This is a genomic window from Veillonella parvula (assembly GCF_024461875.1).
Lineage (GTDB): Bacteria > Bacillota > Negativicutes > Veillonellales > Veillonellaceae > Veillonella > Veillonella parvula_I.
In genome coordinates this window covers 264,430-282,548 of sequence record NZ_JANGAL010000003.1, presented here as the reverse complement: position 1 = coordinate 282,548, position 18,119 = coordinate 264,430, and the positions used below count along the sequence as shown (strand labels likewise).

Annotated in this window: 14 protein-coding genes; 5 read left to right on the top strand and 9 right to left on the bottom strand. The window is 38.4% G+C overall.

The window, feature by feature from the left end; translation table 11 throughout:
• Positions 1-297: 297 nt before the first annotated feature.
• The 7 genes from NE668_RS07080 to NE668_RS07050 form a co-directional block, all read right to left on the bottom strand.
• Positions 298-1,131, bottom strand: coding sequence for a MetQ/NlpA family ABC transporter substrate-binding protein (locus NE668_RS07080; protein ID WP_060919058.1), 834 nt, complete (start codon positions 1,129-1,131; stop codon positions 298-300).
• Positions 1,132-1,504: 373 nt separating this feature from the next.
• Positions 1,505-2,818: a DUF389 domain-containing protein gene (locus NE668_RS07075; RefSeq protein WP_227037327.1), complete on the bottom strand. Its 1,314-nt coding sequence runs from the start codon at positions 2,816-2,818 to the stop codon at positions 1,505-1,507.
• Positions 2,819-2,827: 9 nt separating this feature from the next.
• Complete coding sequence (locus NE668_RS07070) at positions 2,828-3,865, bottom strand: nicotinate-nucleotide--dimethylbenzimidazole phosphoribosyltransferase (protein WP_227037326.1); 1,038 nt, start codon at positions 3,863-3,865, stop codon at positions 2,828-2,830.
• Between the two features lie 308 nt (positions 3,866-4,173).
• Complete coding sequence (locus tag NE668_RS07065; protein WP_227037325.1) at positions 4,174-5,493, bottom strand: dicarboxylate/amino acid:cation symporter; 1,320 nt, start codon at positions 5,491-5,493, stop codon at positions 4,174-4,176.
• A gap of 166 nt (positions 5,494-5,659) precedes the next feature.
• A complete protein-coding gene (locus NE668_RS07060; RefSeq protein ID WP_227037324.1) occupies positions 5,660-6,496 on the bottom strand; it encodes a hypothetical protein in 837 nt (278 codons plus the stop codon).
• Positions 6,497-6,508: 12 nt separating this feature from the next.
• Positions 6,509-7,336 (bottom strand): hypothetical protein, encoded by an 828-nt coding sequence (locus NE668_RS07055; protein WP_306795554.1) that lies wholly within the window; start codon positions 7,334-7,336, stop codon positions 6,509-6,511.
• Positions 7,337-7,360: 24 nt separating this feature from the next.
• Positions 7,361-8,533, bottom strand: coding sequence for an iron-containing alcohol dehydrogenase (locus NE668_RS07050; RefSeq protein WP_227037322.1), 1,173 nt, complete (start codon positions 8,531-8,533; stop codon positions 7,361-7,363).
• A gap of 148 nt (positions 8,534-8,681) precedes the next feature.
• On the opposite strand from NE668_RS07050, the gene NE668_RS07045 reads away from it, so the two are divergent.
• The 3 genes from NE668_RS07045 to NE668_RS07035 all read left to right on the top strand — a co-directional run bounded on the left by NE668_RS07045 (position 8,682) and on the right by NE668_RS07035 (position 14,138).
• Entirely contained in the window at positions 8,682-10,241 is a 1,560-nt protein-coding gene (locus NE668_RS07045; protein ID WP_227037321.1) for a hypothetical protein, read from the top strand.
• Positions 10,242-10,678: 437 nt separating this feature from the next.
• Complete coding sequence (locus tag NE668_RS07040) at positions 10,679-12,961, top strand: ribonucleoside-diphosphate reductase subunit alpha (protein ID WP_227037320.1); 2,283 nt, start codon at positions 10,679-10,681, stop codon at positions 12,959-12,961.
• Between the two features lie 148 nt (positions 12,962-13,109).
• On the top strand, positions 13,110-14,138 hold the full coding sequence (locus tag NE668_RS07035) for a ribonucleotide-diphosphate reductase subunit beta (protein ID WP_004694963.1): 1,029 nt from the start codon (positions 13,110-13,112) through the stop codon (positions 14,136-14,138).
• A gap of 382 nt (positions 14,139-14,520) precedes the next feature.
• Here the strand turns inward: NE668_RS07035 and NE668_RS07030 are convergent, their stop codons facing one another.
• Together NE668_RS07030 and NE668_RS07025 are read right to left on the bottom strand one after the other, a co-directional pair.
• Positions 14,521-14,979 carry a DIP1984 family protein gene (locus tag NE668_RS07030; protein ID WP_004694959.1) on the bottom strand — a complete coding sequence of 153 codons (459 nt, stop codon included), beginning with the start codon at positions 14,977-14,979 and terminating at the stop codon, positions 14,521-14,523.
• Positions 14,980-15,080: 101 nt separating this feature from the next.
• On the bottom strand, positions 15,081-15,497 hold the full coding sequence (locus NE668_RS07025; protein WP_004694957.1) for a GNAT family N-acetyltransferase: 417 nt from the start codon (positions 15,495-15,497) through the stop codon (positions 15,081-15,083).
• A 473-nt stretch (positions 15,498-15,970) separates the two neighbouring features.
• On the opposite strand from NE668_RS07025, the gene aroF reads away from it, so the two are divergent.
• Both aroF and aroB read left to right on the top strand, forming a co-directional pair.
• On the top strand, positions 15,971-16,984 hold the full coding sequence (aroF, locus tag NE668_RS07020) for a 3-deoxy-7-phosphoheptulonate synthase (RefSeq protein WP_004694956.1): 1,014 nt from the start codon (positions 15,971-15,973) through the stop codon (positions 16,982-16,984).
• A 74-nt stretch (positions 16,985-17,058) separates the two neighbouring features.
• Positions 17,059-18,111 carry a 3-dehydroquinate synthase gene (aroB, locus tag NE668_RS07015; protein ID WP_024060220.1) on the top strand — a complete coding sequence of 351 codons (1,053 nt, stop codon included), beginning with the start codon at positions 17,059-17,061 and terminating at the stop codon, positions 18,109-18,111.
• Positions 18,112-18,119: the final 8 nt, after the last annotated feature.

Here is an 18,119-nt window from a genome sequence, read left to right as displayed (position 1 = left end):
TAAAATCTAAGTTTTTCTGTATTCCAAAGAGTTATAGAAAATATATCTAGATTTGAATTACAAAGTCATATTTTTATATGATGTAAAGAATATTATACCATTTTCCAATGAAAAATAACGTATCCTTTGTAACATAAGACTCTAATATAATATATAGATTAAACTGGTAAATTTTACCCCACATGTAACATATAAAAAGACGCAACACCTAATAGGTATTGCGCCTTTTTCGTATCAATAAAGTTAATCTGAGGAGATGCTTTGTGAAATACACTATGTTATTAACGAATCAGTTGATTAGAACGCTGGGATGATAGCCCCTTTGTAATGTTCTTCGATGAACTTCTTAACTTCTGGAGATTGTAATGCTTTAGCTAATTTTTGGATAGCTGGTTTATTTTCATCACCAGGGTTTACAGAAAGAAGATTTGCATATGGAGAATCCGCTTTTTCTACGAATAAACCATCTTTTGTAGGATTAAGACCTGCTGGCAATGCATAGTTAGCATTGATTACAGCTGCGTCTAAGTCTTGAATGGAACGAGGAATTTGAGCTGCCTCTAACTCTGTAATTTGAATGTTTTTAGGGTTGCTAGTCACATCAAATGGTGTGTTAGTCAAACCAGTTGGGTCTTTCAAAGTTACAAGACCTGCACTTTGTAACAAGAGAAGTGCACGAGCACTATTTGTTGGATCAGATGGAATCGCTACTTTTGCGCCATTTGGCAAGTCTTTCAAATCTTTAATTTTTTGAGAGTAAATAGCCAATGGTTCGATGTGAACTGGGGCAAAGCTTACGAAGTTTGTGCCATGATCTTTATTGAAGTTATTTTGGTAAGGCACGTTAGCAAAGAAGTTTGCATCTACTTCTTTACTGGACAACGCCATATTTGGTTGGATGTAGTCCGTAAATTCAATGATTTGAAGATCTACACCTTCCTTAGCTAATAAAGGCTTAATTTGATTTAAGATTTCAGCATGAGGTACAGGATTCGCTGCTACCTTTAACACCTCTGCTTTAGAACTACCAGCACTGCTGGAACTTGCGTCATTTGTGGAAGAGCCACAACCACTAATCAATAAGGACGCGCCTAATACGGCCGTCGCTGCTAATGCTAACCATTTTTTCATGTAATCCTCCTATCTACGATGAACACCTGCATCTATTGACGAGGACTCACGCGTATACAACACACGTAGATATTATAATAAATTTATATTTTCTTATTCATGTATCTACATTTAATTATTTAATAATTTCAATGTTGTAAGTATAGCAATTTAAATCCTACTTGCATAATAGATTTTATATATTAATCTTTATAACTAAAATCTATAGCAAGGATAAAATAATAACGTTTAACTATACCAAGCAAATAAAAACGGTACTAAGATGATTTCCCGTACTACTAGGTAATATACCTAATAGCTAAAATCAAACTTAGTACCGTTATAAATGTCGCTCTATATAATAAATAATCTAATCAAAATCAAAAAGATCAAATTATAAAGTTGACGTTGTTTGCTCAATAGAAATAGTTACAGGTGCTGATAACTTAGCCTCCAACCAAGCTTTTATTCGTTTCGAGTCTACATCAGATACACTAGACGTGGTACGGATAATCACTATATAACGACTCGCTTTAGCCTGTTCAAGATTATCTATCAAAGGCATGCCTTCCACTTTGCTTACAAACGGGAATAACGCCTTTGCTTCAGCTTCTGTCGTTTTCATAGTGTTTATAGTTTCACTTACTAGTTGATAAGTCGGCTGGTACAGATTACTCAAGTTTTTATATTTTTCAAGATTTTCCGAAGATTTATTCAAGTTCGTCTTATCCATAGTAGATTTATTCTCATCTACGCTATTAACAAATCGCAATGTATAAGGCTGCAAATACTCATCTTTCTGTAACTTATCACCCAACTGGGATTGCTCCTCCGAAGTCACAGGAGCGCCTATAGCTACTATATCTACTAGCTTATTCACCCGATCCAAGGAATAATCAATCACTTGTCGACGTCCATCTTGATTAATATCAGTCTTAATAAACTGCTCTATATGATTTGACTCAGAATACTTGATAGTCATATCATAGCCTGCATAAATACTTGGTGTAGCCATAATAAGACCGATCACAAGAAATATTAGCTGATTACGACGATTAATCGCTTCTGTTTGCTTACAGGACGGCAAACTATATACACCCTTTAAAACAATAAATGATGCAAAGAAGATGAAAAATGCATTTATAAAGAATAGATAGCCAGCCCCAAAGAAATAGTTCCAATTTCCATTGGCAAGTCCATATCCTGCCGTACATAGTGGTGGCATAAGTGCAGTCGCAATCGCAACCCCTGGTATAACATTATCTAAGGTCTTACGTGTTTGCCCAATAATCCCAGCCAACCCACCAAATATAGCAATAAATACATCAAAAATACTCGGTTCTGTACGCGCTAATAATTCAGATGTAGCCGTATGAACGGGGGAAATATAAAAATATAAAGTAGATGCCAAAACAGCAATCGTAATCTGTAAAGACAATCTTAAAATAGCACTTTTCACAACTGTAAAATTAAGCGTAGCGAAGCCAAAACCAGTTGCTAGAATAGGTCCCATCAACGGCGATATAAGCATAGCACCAATAATAACTGCCGTACTATTCATATTCAACCCAATAGAGGCAATAAACATGGAGAGGATCAAAATAACCAAAGCAGGTCCCTTAATCTTAGCTCCACCTATCAACCTTTTAGCAATGGTTGCATCATCGGCTCGCTCAAAATGTATATCAAAGTATTTATTTATTTCCATTCGTCCTCCTTATAACTTCATCAAATCTGCAAAGGTGCCCACATTTACAAACATATGCTGTGTTGTTTTTAGCATCTGCACCATCAAAATGGCTCCCGTACCTTCCCCCATCGACATTTGTGCTTGAATAGGAACCATGTCTTGAGTAATCCCCACCTCAGCCAAAGCGAGTTCCGTGCCTTTTTCTTTAGACTGATGCGATGGTAATGCATAGTCCTTAATACGAGCGTTTATATGTGCTGCACAAGCAGCTGCAACAGCTGTAATAAAGCCATCGATAATAAAGGGCTTTTCATAATCTACACAAGCTATCATCGCCCCAAGAATAGCAGCAATATCAAAGCCTCCTACATGAGCTACGATTTTACGAACTCGGTCAGGCTCATGTTTAGAAACTATATTGTTCTTATGATGCTCTAAAACAGACCGAACAAAATCAATTTTACGCTTCATCAGCTCTGGTTTGTCTGGCCAAGAACCAGGTCCTACGGTTTCCGTCGGATCAGCTCCAATTAATGCAGACAACACACACGCAGAGGTTGTTGTATTCCCTAAACCCATTTCACCAAAGGAGAACAGATTGATTCCTTGTTCTATATAATGTTGAACCCGTTCATATCCAGCTTGAAAGGCGCTATTAAATTCATCCTCGGTCATTGCAGGATGGTTCAAAATATTCTTTGTCCCCTTTGCTACTTTGCGATCCACACCGATACCATCATCTGAGGCAATGCCTACATCTACAACCTCATAAGGGATATTGTTAAAGTTACAAAATTGCGTTGCCGATGAGTGACCTAATAACATATTACGAGACTGCTTTTGTGTTACCTCATAGTTATAGCCTACATAGCCTTCCATGTTACAACCATTATCGGCCGAAAATATGATATGTTGTGGTCGGATTTCGCCATTAATCTCGCCCCATGCCGTGCAAATCTTACGGAAATACATTTCCCATAAACCAAGACCACCTGGGATGAGGCATTTCGCTTGAAGAAATTTATTTAATTGTTTCTCTATCGGTCTTACTGAATTATCTTTCATTCTATTCTCTAGTCCGTACGTAATGTGCCGACTAGCCTTCTATTAATTCGATATTATTCTATATGAAAGTATATCATAAAATATATGGCTAGTAATGTACCTATTTTTAGGTTTTTGAAAGTCATGTGTAAAGGTTTTATATATCGTTACTTTGAATACATTAAAAGCTTGTATCGACAAAGGTAATTCTGTTTTTAATATAAAGTTATGTTCAAACAAAAAAGGTTATCCCTTACAGGATAACCTTTTATTTGAACTATATTTAGGATACATGATATATCTCTTGTAAATTTATTAAGTTTCTTAATTTAAGCACCTTGGAATTGAGGCATATCATCCCCGCTAGAGTCGTCCAATTTACCTTGAAGGTCATGGTCAACCATGGCACATACAGATGCATCAGACCATACGTTTTCAGCGGTTTCAATCATGTCGATAATTGTATAGATTGGCAAGATGATACCGAGCAAGCCGATTGGTGCTCCGATGGAGCTCATCAATGACAAAGTCAAGAAATAGCAGCCCATTGGAACGCCCGCATTACCAATAGCAGCGAGAACGGCAATAAATAACCAGGCTACCATTGTGCCAATCGTTAATTCCATGCCAGCATTTTGCATTACGAATAAGGATGTAACAAGAATGAAAGCAGCACAGCCATTCATGTTAATTGTTGTACAAATTGGCAATACAAAACGAGCTACTACAGGATGCGCTTTCAAATTATCCTCAGCAGATGCCAATGTAACAGGCAAAGTTGCTGCAGAAGATTTTGTGAACAACGCAACAGCTACAACTGGAGACATTTTACGGAATACGTCTACAGGGTTTAAACCACGGAATAACAAGAACAATGGAATTACGATAAAGAATTGGATTAAGTTACCGCCGATAACAACAGCCGTATATTTACCTAAGGCACCAACAATGACACCTGCTTCGATTTGTGCAGATAATTGACCGGCAAAGGCAAGGATGCCGATTGGCAATACATAAAGCAATGCTTTAATCAACGTGAACAATAACTCTTGTAAACCAAATAACACTTTCAACACCGCTTCACGATTTTCTGTGCGTGGCATGAAAGCAAAGGCTAAACCAACGGATGCGGAGATGAACATTACGGACAATACATTAGCTTGTAAGTAAGGTTGCAAGATATTGTTTGGAATAACGGATAAGAAATGATCGTAATAGGTAACGGTACCGAGTTTTTCTGGTACTTGAGATGCGCCAGCACCAATTACATCAAGTGGTAAGTTACCTGGAGCAATCCAGAGGTATAAACCAAGACCAACAGCTGCTGCACAAATGGTAGTAAGTAATGTATATACTACAGCATGACCAAAGATACGACCTGTGTCCTTTTTAGCACCTAGCATAGATAATGTAGTAATAACCGCTAAAGACACTGTTGGAATCGCAATAAATTGGAACAAGCGAGTAAAGACTGCTGCAATAAAATTAAAGAGCTCATTTAGAGCTGGAATATGTTGCCATCCTAAGATAGCGCCTATGATGAGAGCTCCCATCCATAAAATGAACTGACGCAATTTTCCTTGTCCACGACTTTTCAAGGTAATCTCTTGCGCTAAGGCATCGACATTTTTGTTTTTTTGATTTGACATAAAAACACCTCTTTACAAACTAAACTATATGAGACTATAAAAAGAAATCCCAGCCCTAAGGGCTGGGACAGTAGTTATATCCTAGTCTCTTTTTAAAACATATTATAAAGATATGTTTTAACGCTGTCAAACCAAAATAATTTGATATATAGATTAATATATTCCATTAATGCGTCACTATAAAATCATATAAGACAACACGAGTACGATCAGGGCTAAACAAAAAATAAATCACATACGGATCAATTCCACTCTCTCGGTGTAGAACATAAACCGTATAGCCATAGGTAGGAACTCGTTCAAGTTGATAATATCCACCTGCTAGTTGACGACCATATAGAAGCCACACAAATAAGTTCCACTTTGTATAATCCTCAATTAAAAGGTCATAAGTGCTTTGTATATCCCCTTTTGAAAAAATAGAGTCTGCCACAGACTTATATGTGCCCGCCTTAAATAACTCCGGTGTAATAACTACACCAGGTGCTGAGGATTCGGCAACAGTTTTCTCAAATTCTTTTACAACTTCTGGGTTACCTTCAAAAACAATAGTGGTTGTGAAATCATAAAAACCTTCTATTGTTCCCCTTGAAGATATAGGATGCAATCCTTTTGGTACTATATCAGGATTCCTAAAGTGTTCTGGTAATACTGTTGCATTTACTGGCCATCTTTGTTTCCATCGTGATACATCATTAACTTCACTGCCAAAAAGGATTTCATATATAAACAGAGACATTAGTAATAAAGGTAATGCTACAAGTAATGTGCACCAAGCATATAAAATATGTTTTTTCGATAATGTTAAATGATAAAAGTAGTAATAAAACTGTATTCTTATTGATAATACTAAGATTACACCTACAATTACAAACCATAGTCCTGGCAATTGAACATGTGCATTTCCCCAAAGGAAAAAGGCAAAGAACACGATTGATAGAATAATATGTTTACCACAAGGAGGACCTATTAGCATTTGTAAAAGTTTAATAAATCGATTCACAATATATAATCCTTACTTAGATTGATAAAACACAGCCCGTGTCCCATCATTACTGATTAAAAGTTCCACAAAATGAGGCCTTTTAGTATTCCCATCATCTACAAACACATATAATCTATGATTTCGGGTAGAATTATATGTATCCTTCACCACTGTTTTTGTTTCTTTTCGGGGTGCAAAGCGCAACCACTCTATAAAATTCCGTTGCGGCAAATTTAAAGATTCTTCTTCTATACTTTCTATAATGTTATAGCTATTTGGGTGAGATATAAAGCGCTTTTTCGCCCCAGTATCTAAATCACGCAATACACCATCCGCATCAATTTGCGCTGTATAGGCTGCATTTTGTTTAGCTATCGCCTCATATTGTGCAATTACTTTTGGGTCCCCCTCCAATACCGTATATCTCTCTGGATATGCATTAGCCCAAGCTAAACTACTACGAAAAGCAGACGCATTATAAATACCTTCTGGAAGTTTTTCTGGCCGTTTTAACTCCTCCGGCAATTCTTCACTATTGGGCCAGCCTTGATTCCAATCCTTTGTGCTATACTCGAAAGAACCAAATTTATCAAGGCTTGTTTGCAAGTCGTACTTAAACCAATCGCCTATTAGCCAAGAAAAGCTGAGGGTAAACGCAATATACAAACACCAGGCCAATTGAGTGTGCCTTTTTTCAGATACAGTCTGTTTCTTAAAACGAATATATTGTAATAATAAACTCAATAGTATCATTACACCAAACACAATGTATGTTATAGGAGCTATATTAAATAGCATACTCAGTATAAAGAATACACTTATACATATTGTCAATAAGCCATAAAATCCTTGAAACAAAACTCTCTCCTATTATGACAACTCTTAAAACATCTTTTTATACAACACTTCTATATCTTTACGGCTAATTTCAGCCACTGTATTAGCAATATTGCCGGTAGCTACGACATACACGTTATCTACAAGCCAAGGAATGTCTTTTTTTGTAAAACCAAGTTCTGTAAGGTTTGTAGTAAGGTCTAGGTCATGTACAATCAAGCGTAATGCTTCACCTAGTTCGGATCCATCTCCGTGGTTGAATATACGAGCTAAGGCACCAAATTTGTCTGGGTTTGCACTCCATGTATATTCCACCGCAACAGGTTCAATAACGGCAAGGCCTACACCGTGAGTAATATTCTTAAGCCCACTAGCAGGATGTTCCATGCCATGAGCAAGTGTTACACCGGCAGTATTAATAACCATGCCTCCAATTGTGCTAGCCAAGGTAACGGACTCCCAAGCTTTTGTAAGTTGAGTTTCGTTGAGAACAGCTGCTTTGCTTTCAGCCATTGCTTTCACATGTTTATATAGTGGTACAAGATATTGTGCTAATAAGGTTACCGCATAATGAGCTAATGCATCGGTAAAAGGTTGCGCCGTTTTAGAGGTGTAGGCCTCGATATTATGGCATAGGGCATCAAAGCCTACGGACGCCAATACATGAGGTGGCATTGTACCCATTACAGCAGGGTCTACAATGGATACCTTTGGTACGATGGCATTACATCGCAAGGATTTCTTGTCTCCTGTTTCAGGATTTGTAAGCACCCCGAAACCATTACCTTCAGAACCTGTCCCACAGGTTGTAGGAATTACAATAAGAGGTAACGCCTTATCACTGGTTTTACGGTTAAAGATATAGTCGTTAATGTCACCTTCGTTGACGGCCATAAATGCAATGCCTTTTGCACAGTCCATGATAGATCCGCCACCGATGGCAATGACCATATCACAGCTTTCAGATTTAGCTAAAGTAGCGCCGTCCAATGCAGTCGTTGTTAAAGGATTGGCATCCACTTGATCAAACAATACATGTTCAATATGTGCCGCATCAAGTTTTGCTGTCACACGGTCATATAGTCCAGATTTTTTGGCACTTATCCGCCCTGTTACGATGAGTGCTTTATTGCCATAAGGCTTAACAAAATCAGCAACACTATCGACTTTATCCCAACCAAATTGGATATGTACTGGTAAAAAATAAGAGAACTCCATGTGAACGACCTCTTTTCTATAAATACTAGATCTTAATGTTATTGTAATGTATATTCAGACGCCTGTAAAACCTCATAGGACTTTCACTAGAAAACATGTATACTACAGATAAGAGGGGAGCATTTATTTTTATAAAGGGAGAGAATATATGAAATCTGCAATTACACATTTATGGTCTTCGCTGCGTGACCTAGCAACGCAGTCACCTATATTACTGGCATTAATTGCCGTATTTTCATGTACACCGTTTTATCTAGAGCAAGATTGGTTTGCCGATATAGACCTTTGGTTCTATGGACTGTATTTCTTCATCGTCATACTACAATCATATATAACACGAGATCGAAAGTTCTCCATAGTATATACATTATTAAGCATAGGTATCAGCGTTGGTCTATATACGATTCATGAAACGTACCATCACATACGAGGCATCGAGCTAGCCACAGAAAATATATCATATCTATGGCTGTACTCTATGATTGCTCTATATTTTACATCGCCTGGAGAATACTACATTGGCGAAATCGTCAATCGCCTGAAACGGATTGGTATTACCATTGTTACATCAACACTGTACAATGTCGTCATAATCATGACTCTATGGTTTTTCTTCATCATTCTGAACAAACCATTTACCTTTGATGATCTAATCTTTAAAGTATTAGCCGCTATCAATATATTTATCTGTATGTCCATGCTGTGCACTTACAAAGAGGAGCTTGATGGTCCGCCAGAACCAAATACATTCTATAATGTTGTTTTTGGAATCATACTACCAAAAGCTTCCATCATTACAGGTATTCTAGCTAATATCTACTTGGTATTGATCCTCTTAGGCCTCCGTGAAGATGCACGGTTCCTTTACACATATTATCCGTATGTAGCCATTTTCTATCTATTTTACTTGGCTAGTTTCAGGTCTAGTGAAAGCAGCAAGACACAAAGGATCCTATGTTTCTTATTTATTACGATTACAATATTGTGCTTAATCCTGATTGGTAAGCGCGTAATAAATGAGCCCGTACTCTGGCTCAATACGATTTACGTAGCCGCATTCAATCTAATCTTCTTAGCACATAACGTATATTCCTTTGTAAAACGTTTGACTCCATCGATCCATACAACGATTATGGCACTCGCCCTAGGTGCAGTCCTTTTAATGCCTTTTATCGGTTACACATCTCATCGAGAGTTTACAAACTATACGAAAATTGACGGTCAATGGCACGTATACTTGCCTATTACAGAAACATTTAACCCTGATTTTACAGACTATGGCAGGACGATTATACAGGGGGATTCTTCAAAACCAGGAGCAACGGAAATATATAAGGAACGAAATATTCAGTTTATCAGTTTTACGGCCGTTGAAGAACCTCATGTTATTTCGCTTGTAGGATATAATAAATTCATTTCTAACATCGAATTAGAAGTACGTGAGCCTGCTGATAGTACAGCTGACATACCAACAGCATCCTATGAATCTATCAACTTTAGATTCATCAATGAAGGCCTTGATTTAGAGGTATCTCTACCAAATGGCGTGACCGAGGTTCATCATATATATGAAAAATTCCTCACTGTGCCAAAAACAGCTTCAGATTCAGTCATTATAGAAGGCACGGGATACAAACTCTTAATCCACTCCTACTATGCATATCAAGACAGCGCACGAAGAATTATTTTTAGCGTATTATATAATTAATTATAAAAGCAGTGCCCCTAGGGGTACTGCTTTTATTTGTATATAAATGATTAATGATTTGATGATATATTATCCAGATTTACAATTACGTCAAAACAGTACTATCCATTTTCTATTCTAAAAAGAGATATATTATTCATAATTTTCATATATCACCTCTCTATACAGTAATATAAAGCATCTTCAGTTATATCGACATTTTTTATGAAACTATATTAAAAATTTTCCAAATGTCAATATTGAATGTATAGAATTTTTTCGCTATAATCGTAACATAATGTATAAGCCAAATAAGAAAACTACCATATATAGTAGTTTTCTTATTTTTCTGATTAGACTCAACTTAAAGATATTTTATATAATTCATTCTAATCTTATATATGCTTATACGACTATATTAACAGTTTTATGACTTTTTGCTCTCAAGGGGAACAGTAATGGAGATTATGATCAAGAAACGGGATGGCCATTTCGAGCCGTTGTCCGTTGAAAAAACGAAACGAATGATAGCCTTCGCATGTTTGGGGTTAGATTCTTGTGATCCACTAGAATTGGAAATGGATGCGAAGTTGCAATTCGTTGATGGCATGACCACTAAAGAAATTCAAAAAACTTTAGTCCAAACAGCCATCGAAAAAGTTATATCTAAAAAAGACGACGGCTTCGGCAACCAAGTTAATAAAATGAACCAAGATTGGCAGTTCGTAGCAGCCCGCCTATTCTTGTTCGATCTCTATAAAGAAGCCGCTATTACTCGTCGTTACAAAGCATTTGGCTACGGCAACTTCCCAAATCTTGTAAACATGCTTGTAGAAGAGAAAAAATACGCAGACTTCTTCGTTACAGAATACACTGCTGACGAATTGCAAGAGTTAGGCGATTACATCAAACCTAAGCGCGACTATCTCTTCAACTATGAAGGTCTCAAATTATTGGCTGACCGTTACTTGGTAAAAGGTTTTAACAAAGAAATCTTTGAATTACCGCAAGAGCGTTTCATGGCTATCGCAATGCACTTGGCTCTTGTAGAAGGGGAAAATAAAGTAGAATACGCTAAGAAATTCTACGATTTGATGAGCCAATTAAAAATGACAACAGCTACACCTACTTTGGCAAATGCTGGTACACCATTCCACCAATTGTCCTCTTGCTTTATCTCTGGTGTAGACGACAACTTATGGTCTATCTACGACGTAAATAGCAAGTTCTCTCGCGTATCTAAACACGGTGGAGCTCTTGGTATCTACCTTGGTAAAGTTCGTGCATTGAACTCCGATATCCGCGGTTTCAAAAACTCCTCTGGCGGCGTTATTCCTTGGATCCGCTTGTACAATGATACAGCTGTTGCAGTAGACCAATTGGGTAAACGTAAAGGCGGCGCTACAGTAACGCTTGATATTTGGCACAAAGACTTTTACGAATTCGTAGAGCTTCGTACAAACAACGGTGATGACCGCCGCAAAGCGCACGATATCTTCCCTGCTATTTCCGTTCCAAACATCTTCATGGAACGTATGTTAGCTCGTGAAAACTTCACCCTCTTCGACCCTCATGAAATTTTTGCTGTAAAAGGCTACTCTTTAGAGGACTACTTCGATACAGAGGACGAAAAAGAGTTCACGAAACGCTATATCGAATGTGAACAAGATCCTAATTTACACGGCATCGAAGTGCCAGCGTTGGACATGATGAAAAAAATCATGCGCTCCGCTGTTGAAACTGGTACGCCATTTATCTTCTTCCGCGACACTGTAAACGCTGCAAATCCTAACAAACATGCAGGTATGATTTACGCGTCCAACTTGTGTCACGAAATCGCACAAAACGTTGGCTTCACTAATCTTGCTGAAGAAATCATCAACGAAGACGGTACAATTACTACTAAAACAAATACAGGCGACATGGTTACATGTAACTTGAACTCTATCAGTCTTGGCCGTATTACAGACGAAGAGTTGGAAGAAAACATTGCCCTTCAAATTCGTATGTTAGACAATGTTATTTCCATCAACCAAGCACCAGTACCAGAGTCTCGCATGACTTCTGATAAATACCGCGCTATCGGTCTTGGTACGTCTGGTTATCACCACTACCTTGTAAACCATGATATCCAATGGGAATCTGATGAACACATCGAAGTAGCGGACAAATTATTTGAAAACATTGCATTCTATGCGATTAAAGCTTCTATGGAGCTTGCAAAAGAAAAAGGCGCGTACCCAGCATTCAAAGGTTCCGAATGGGAAACTGGTGAATACTTCACACGTCGTGGTTACACATCTGATCGTTGGAAACAATTGGCTGCGGACGTTGCAAAATACGGTATCCGCAACGGTTACTTGATGGCCGTAGCTCCTACAGGTTCTACATCCAATATCGCTAATACAACAGCTGGTATCGACCCTATCTTCAAAAAATTCTTCATCGAAGAGAAGAAAGGTTCCTTCACACCAAAAACGGCACCAGATTTGAACGACAAAACATTCTGGCTCTACAAAGAGGCACATACAATAGACCAACAATGGTCCATCAAAGCTTGTGGCGTGCGTCAACGTCATATTGACCAAGCACAATCTTTCAACTTGTACATCACGCCTCAAATGAAAGCGAAAGAAATTCTTGACCTTTACGTAGAAGCCTACAAACAAGGGATCAAAACAATCTACTATATCCGTAATCAATCCCTTGAAATGGATGAGTGCACTAGCTGCTCCTCCTAATATTGAAAATATAATTGCTATATTTTGCAAAACCTATTCACTATAAATAGAGAGTACCGATTTCGAGAAGGATACTTTCACCAGCACTATAAATCTGATGACGACCTATAGCCGTATAGGTCGCATCATTGTATAAAGGAGTCCTACTATGGAGAAAAAACTGATTTTCAACGAACATGGTGAACGTGGCACGCAATCTATGATTGGCGGCAACACAACAAACCTTCGCGAATGGAACCGTATCAAGTACGACTGGGCAAATCAAATGTACCGTACAATGCTCAACAACTTCTGGATTCCAGAAGAGATTTCCTTGAACGAAGATGTTAAACAATTCCCATACTTAACAGATTACGAGCGTCGTGCCTTCGATAAAATCATTGCGTTCTTGAACTTCCTTGATTCCATTCAATCTGAAAACTTGCCTAATTTGAGCCGTTATATTACAGCATCTGAAGTGGCATCCTTATTGAATATCCAAGCATTCCAAGAAGAAATTCACGCTCAAAGTTATTCCTACATTTTGGACACTGTAACAAATCCGATTACACGTGACAAAATCTATGACGAATGGCGTACAGACAAAACATTGCTTGAACGTAACCGCTTCATCGCCGATGCATACCAACGTTTCAGCGATGATCCTAGCGAAGCAAACCTTATTCATACAATCATCGCTAACTATATCTTAGAAGGCATCTACTTCTACTCTGGCTTCAGCTTCTTCTACACATTAGCACGCCAAGGTAAGATGACAGCTACATCCACAATCTTCAAATACATCAACCGCGATGAAGTAACTCACCTCGTATTATTCCAAAACATCATTCGCGAGTTACGTCGTGAACGTCCTGACTTGTTCACACCTGAACTAGAAGCGAAAATTACGGACATGATTCGCCAAGGTGCAGAGAACGAAATCGCTTGGGGTCAGTACATCACTGATGATAAAATCCTCGGCCTTAACAATGTTCTTATCGAACGTTACATCAAATACCTTGCAAACATCCGCTTAGAAGCAATCGGCTTGCCTCATCTATATCCTGAAATCAAGGAAAACCCTATGGAATGGATTGAAAGCTTCTCCAACTTGAATAGTACAAAAACTGACTTCTTCGAAGCAAAAGTTACAAACTATACAAAAGCGGCAGCATTTGACTTTGACGATTTAGAATAATAGACGTTATAAAATACAATATCTAGGGACGTACGGGCCAATAGAAAAGAGCTAATAGCTATAACGCTATCAGCTCTTTTTTCATGATTTTTTAAACCTTAGTTATGAGGAATTGCTGCAAGTTTAAACAGCTCTCTCCTATTTATCTCTAAAAAAACAAAATACTATCATATCAGTGTATATGTTGCTAGAAATATAGTCCCCAAACGCCACCCTCGTTTTTACAGTTGACACATGGTTATACATTGTAAATTGTATCAATACATTTGTGCGCAAATAGGCCTACACCGTAGATTTTCATTCGCCCCATGAATGTATTCATAATAAGCTTGGTAAAAGCAAAAGTTTTTGTGTCCACCCTGTTTCAAACTACCAACTATTATTAGCTTTCAATCAATTCAGTTGTCCAGTTAGCAGACTGCAATAGATTGTCTAATAAGCGGACTTGTTTTGCGATATGATCAGCTTCTTTTTGGACGTCTGCCACATTCACGGTCGGCATTAGCTTAATCTCAGACCCTCTCGCACGGAAATTAATACTACCTGCGCTAGATGCCAATGTTCGATAAGCAGTTAGGCGCAAAGCAGCGCAATCTTTTTCGGCAATGATTTCAGTAATAGATCGACCTTCTATAATAGTTTTGCAATTTGTTAAATTAATATCTGCAATTAATTTTTGAAGTCTATTTACACATTGTTCTAATGTTTTCAAAAGTTCTTCAGGGTTCTCATTCGGTACTTCCCCTTCTTGCACTAAACTATTTTGAGTTAAGCGAAGCTCTAAATCGCTTATTTTATAATTTAAATCAGATCGTTCTTGTAATGCTTCTGCTAGTTTCATAAACTCTCACCTCTCAAAAAGATATATCAATTTACTTATAAAATACTATGTACAATAATAATATATCCATCAATTCTTATTATACAACACTATTGAACGGCTTATAATACTTTCCGCATCATCACATGCGGACAGCCTTCATCAAGGTATTCGTCCCCTTCAGCACGATATCCAAGGGATTCATAGAATGGTTTGGCCTGTACTTGCGCTGACAAGGAGCACGTCTTAAAGCCGTCACGACGAATAGCATTTTCGGCGGCCATCATGATCTTAGTACCTAAATGTTGTCCACGATACAACTTGCGTACCGCCATACGCCCAATATGTGCATCTCCAGCTGTGTCACTGGGAAAATATCGACACGTACCAGCCGCTTTACCATCAATGGATAAGAGCACAAACTTTGCAGTCTCATCGATTTCATCAAACTCGTCTTCAAACCCTTGTTCTTTTATAAATACATCGACACGAATTTGTTTTATTTCCTCTGTTATATGATCTAAGATTTGAATAATCATAGGTGCCCTTTCTGATTATAAGCATATTTATAAGAATCGATTTAGGCGTATTACGAAATATCCTATAAGCAATAAAAGCTTCTTATTTTTATTATATCAAAAATACGCTTAATACCACAAAACGTCTCAGTTCCTGTTAATTCCCATATCAAAAATATTTTAAAACTTCCATGAAATTCATTTTTAGGTATTGCATAATTTTATCATTTGGGTTTATACTATACCCAACATTTTAGAAAGGAGCAACCAAAGATGACTAACCAAATTAGCCTCACAGCAAAACAATACTTTTATTGGTTCTTTATCCAACGTACGGGTAAGGAACTATTTGTGATGCGCTAATAAAGGATTATTCAACATTAGTTGCTTAGAATAGTAAAAGGGCTACCCGTATTAGATTACGGGTAGCCCTTTTTGTTTGCTATCCGTATGGTCAGCCCAACTATTCACTGTAGTTACAAGGAGGAATTATCATGATTATTACATTGAAACAAAATGCAGCAGCAGAAGAAGTATCTCGTTTACGCAGTGAATTAGAGGCTCAAGGATTTGTTATCCACCCAGTAGAAGGAACGCGATACAATATTCTAGGTCTGATTGGTGATACTGCATCTCTTGATGCGCGTCAAATCGAGTCCCTAGATTTCGTAGATAAAGTAACTCGCATTCAAGAGCCATACAAAAAAGCAAACCGCAAGTTCCATCCCGATGATTCTGTAATCAATGTAGGTGGTGCACTTATCGGTGGTGGTCACTTCGCAGTAATGGCCGGTCCTTGCTCTGTAGAGACACCTGAACAAGTATTAGCCACTGCTAAAGCTTGTAAAGAAGCTGGTGCCACAATCCTTCGGGGTGGCGCTTTCAAACCTCGTACATCCCCATATTCCTTCCAAGGCATGGGCCCAGAAGGCTTAGAATTGTTAGAGCTTGCTAAAAAAGAAACAGGTCTTCCTATCGTTTCCGAAGTTATGGATATCTCCCAATTACAATACTTCGATAATGTAGATATGCTTCAAATCGGCGCTCGTAACATGCAAAACTTCACGCTTTTAAAAGAGGTGGGCAAATTGAATAAACCAGTTCTATTAAAACGGGGTTTATCTGCCACATACGAAGAATGGTTGATGGCTGCTGAGTACATCATGTCCGAAGGCAATGAACAAGTTGTATTATGCGAACGCGGTATCCGCACATTCGAAACTAAGACTCGCAATACCTTAGACGTAACAGCAATTCCTATGATGCATGAATTATCTCACTTGCCAATTATCATGGATCCTAGCCACGCAGCAGGTATGAGCCGCATGGTTCGCCCGCTTTCACTTGCATCCGTAGGCGGCGGTGCAGACGGACTTATGATCGAAGTTCACAATGATCCTTCCAAAGCATTGTGCGATGGCCCTCAAGCATTGCGTCCAGACCAATTCACTAGCCTTATGAAAGAAATTATCGCATTGCGCCAAGCATTGGTGGAATGCACTAAATAATCTCAAATATCACACAAATAAGCTAGTATCCGTTATAATAGATACTAGCTTATTCTTTTATGAAAGGAACCATCATGACTCGCATCCATATTAACGCATCCACACCGTATGACGTTGTCATCGAGGAAGGCGCTTTACAACGCATCACCGATTATATTAAACCATTAAAACCAAATTGTCGTGTTATCATCGTCAGTGATAGTAATGTAGCGCCCCACTATTTGGACTCTGTGAAAGCTAATATGGAACATGCGGGTTATGTTGTTTGTGATTATGTGTTTCCTGCTGGTGAAAGCTCCAAAAATGCTCATCAACTCATCGATTTAGTAGAATACATGGCGGGCCAATCATTGACTCGCAAAGACTTGCTCATCGCCCTTGGGGGCGGTGTTGTAGGCGATATGGCGGGCTTTGCAGCAGCAACCTATTTACGTGGTATCGACTATGTTCAGGTTCCTACATCTCTATTAGCCGCAGTAGACTCCTCTGTAGGTGGTAAAACAGCGGTCAATCTCGAAGCTGGGAAAAACCTCTGGGGTGCTTTCAAACAACCTATCCTCGTCCTCTGCGATCCAGCTACACTCAATACATTGCCTGATATGGAATGGATTAATGGATGCGGTGAAATTATCAAATACGGCTTCCTCGACGTACCTGGTTTATTAACCCAACTAGAACATAAACCATTAATTAAACATCGCGATAGTGTTAGTACTGTCATCGCTCGTTGCATTCAAGCAAAAGCGGATATCGTGGAACAAGACGAACGCGAGTCTGGCGTTCGTGCCCTCTTAAACCTCGGTCATACCTTTGGTCACGGCATCGAAAAAGCGAGTCATTTCAAGGTACATCACGGTTATGCCGTTGCTATTGGTATGGTGCTCATGGCACAAGGTGCTGTCAAACATGGAGAATTAGATGCGGAAGCTTTAGAGAAATTAAAGACCCTTATCAAAGCACACGATTTGCCAATCACAACAACGATAAGCAAAGAAGAAATTCTAGCTGCCGCTAAGCACGACAAAAAAAGCGAAGGAGCAACCATTAAAATCGTAGTACCTACTAGCTATGGTCACAGCGAGCTCAAAGTGGTAACACACGATGAACTTGCAACCTATTTAGACTGAGATATAAA

Coding starts and splice junctions, on each gene's coding strand:
- NE668_RS07080 (WP_060919058.1), bottom strand. CDS start 1,131: ATGAAAAAATGGTTAGCATTAGCAGCGACGGCCGTATTAGGCGCGTCC.
- NE668_RS07075 (WP_227037327.1), bottom strand. CDS start 2,818: ATGGAAATAAATAAATACTTTGATATACATTTTGAGCGAGCCGATGAT.
- NE668_RS07070 (WP_227037326.1), bottom strand. CDS start 3,865: ATGAAAGATAATTCAGTAAGACCGATAGAGAAACAATTAAATAAATTT.
- NE668_RS07065 (WP_227037325.1), bottom strand. CDS start 5,493: ATGTCAAATCAAAAAAACAAAAATGTCGATGCCTTAGCGCAAGAGATT.
- NE668_RS07050 (WP_227037322.1), bottom strand. CDS start 8,533: ATGGAGTTCTCTTATTTTTTACCAGTACATATCCAATTTGGTTGGGAT.
- NE668_RS07045 (WP_227037321.1), top strand. CDS start 8,682: ATGAAATCTGCAATTACACATTTATGGTCTTCGCTGCGTGACCTAGCA.
- NE668_RS07040 (WP_227037320.1), top strand. CDS start 10,679: ATGGAGATTATGATCAAGAAACGGGATGGCCATTTCGAGCCGTTGTCC.
- NE668_RS07035 (WP_004694963.1), top strand. CDS start 13,110: ATGGAGAAAAAACTGATTTTCAACGAACATGGTGAACGTGGCACGCAA.
- NE668_RS07030 (WP_004694959.1), bottom strand. CDS start 14,979: ATGAAACTAGCAGAAGCATTACAAGAACGATCTGATTTAAATTATAAA.
- NE668_RS07025 (WP_004694957.1), bottom strand. CDS start 15,497: ATGATTATTCAAATCTTAGATCATATAACAGAGGAAATAAAACAAATT.
- aroF (WP_004694956.1), top strand. CDS start 15,971: ATGATTATTACATTGAAACAAAATGCAGCAGCAGAAGAAGTATCTCGT.
- aroB (WP_024060220.1), top strand. CDS start 17,059: ATGACTCGCATCCATATTAACGCATCCACACCGTATGACGTTGTCATC.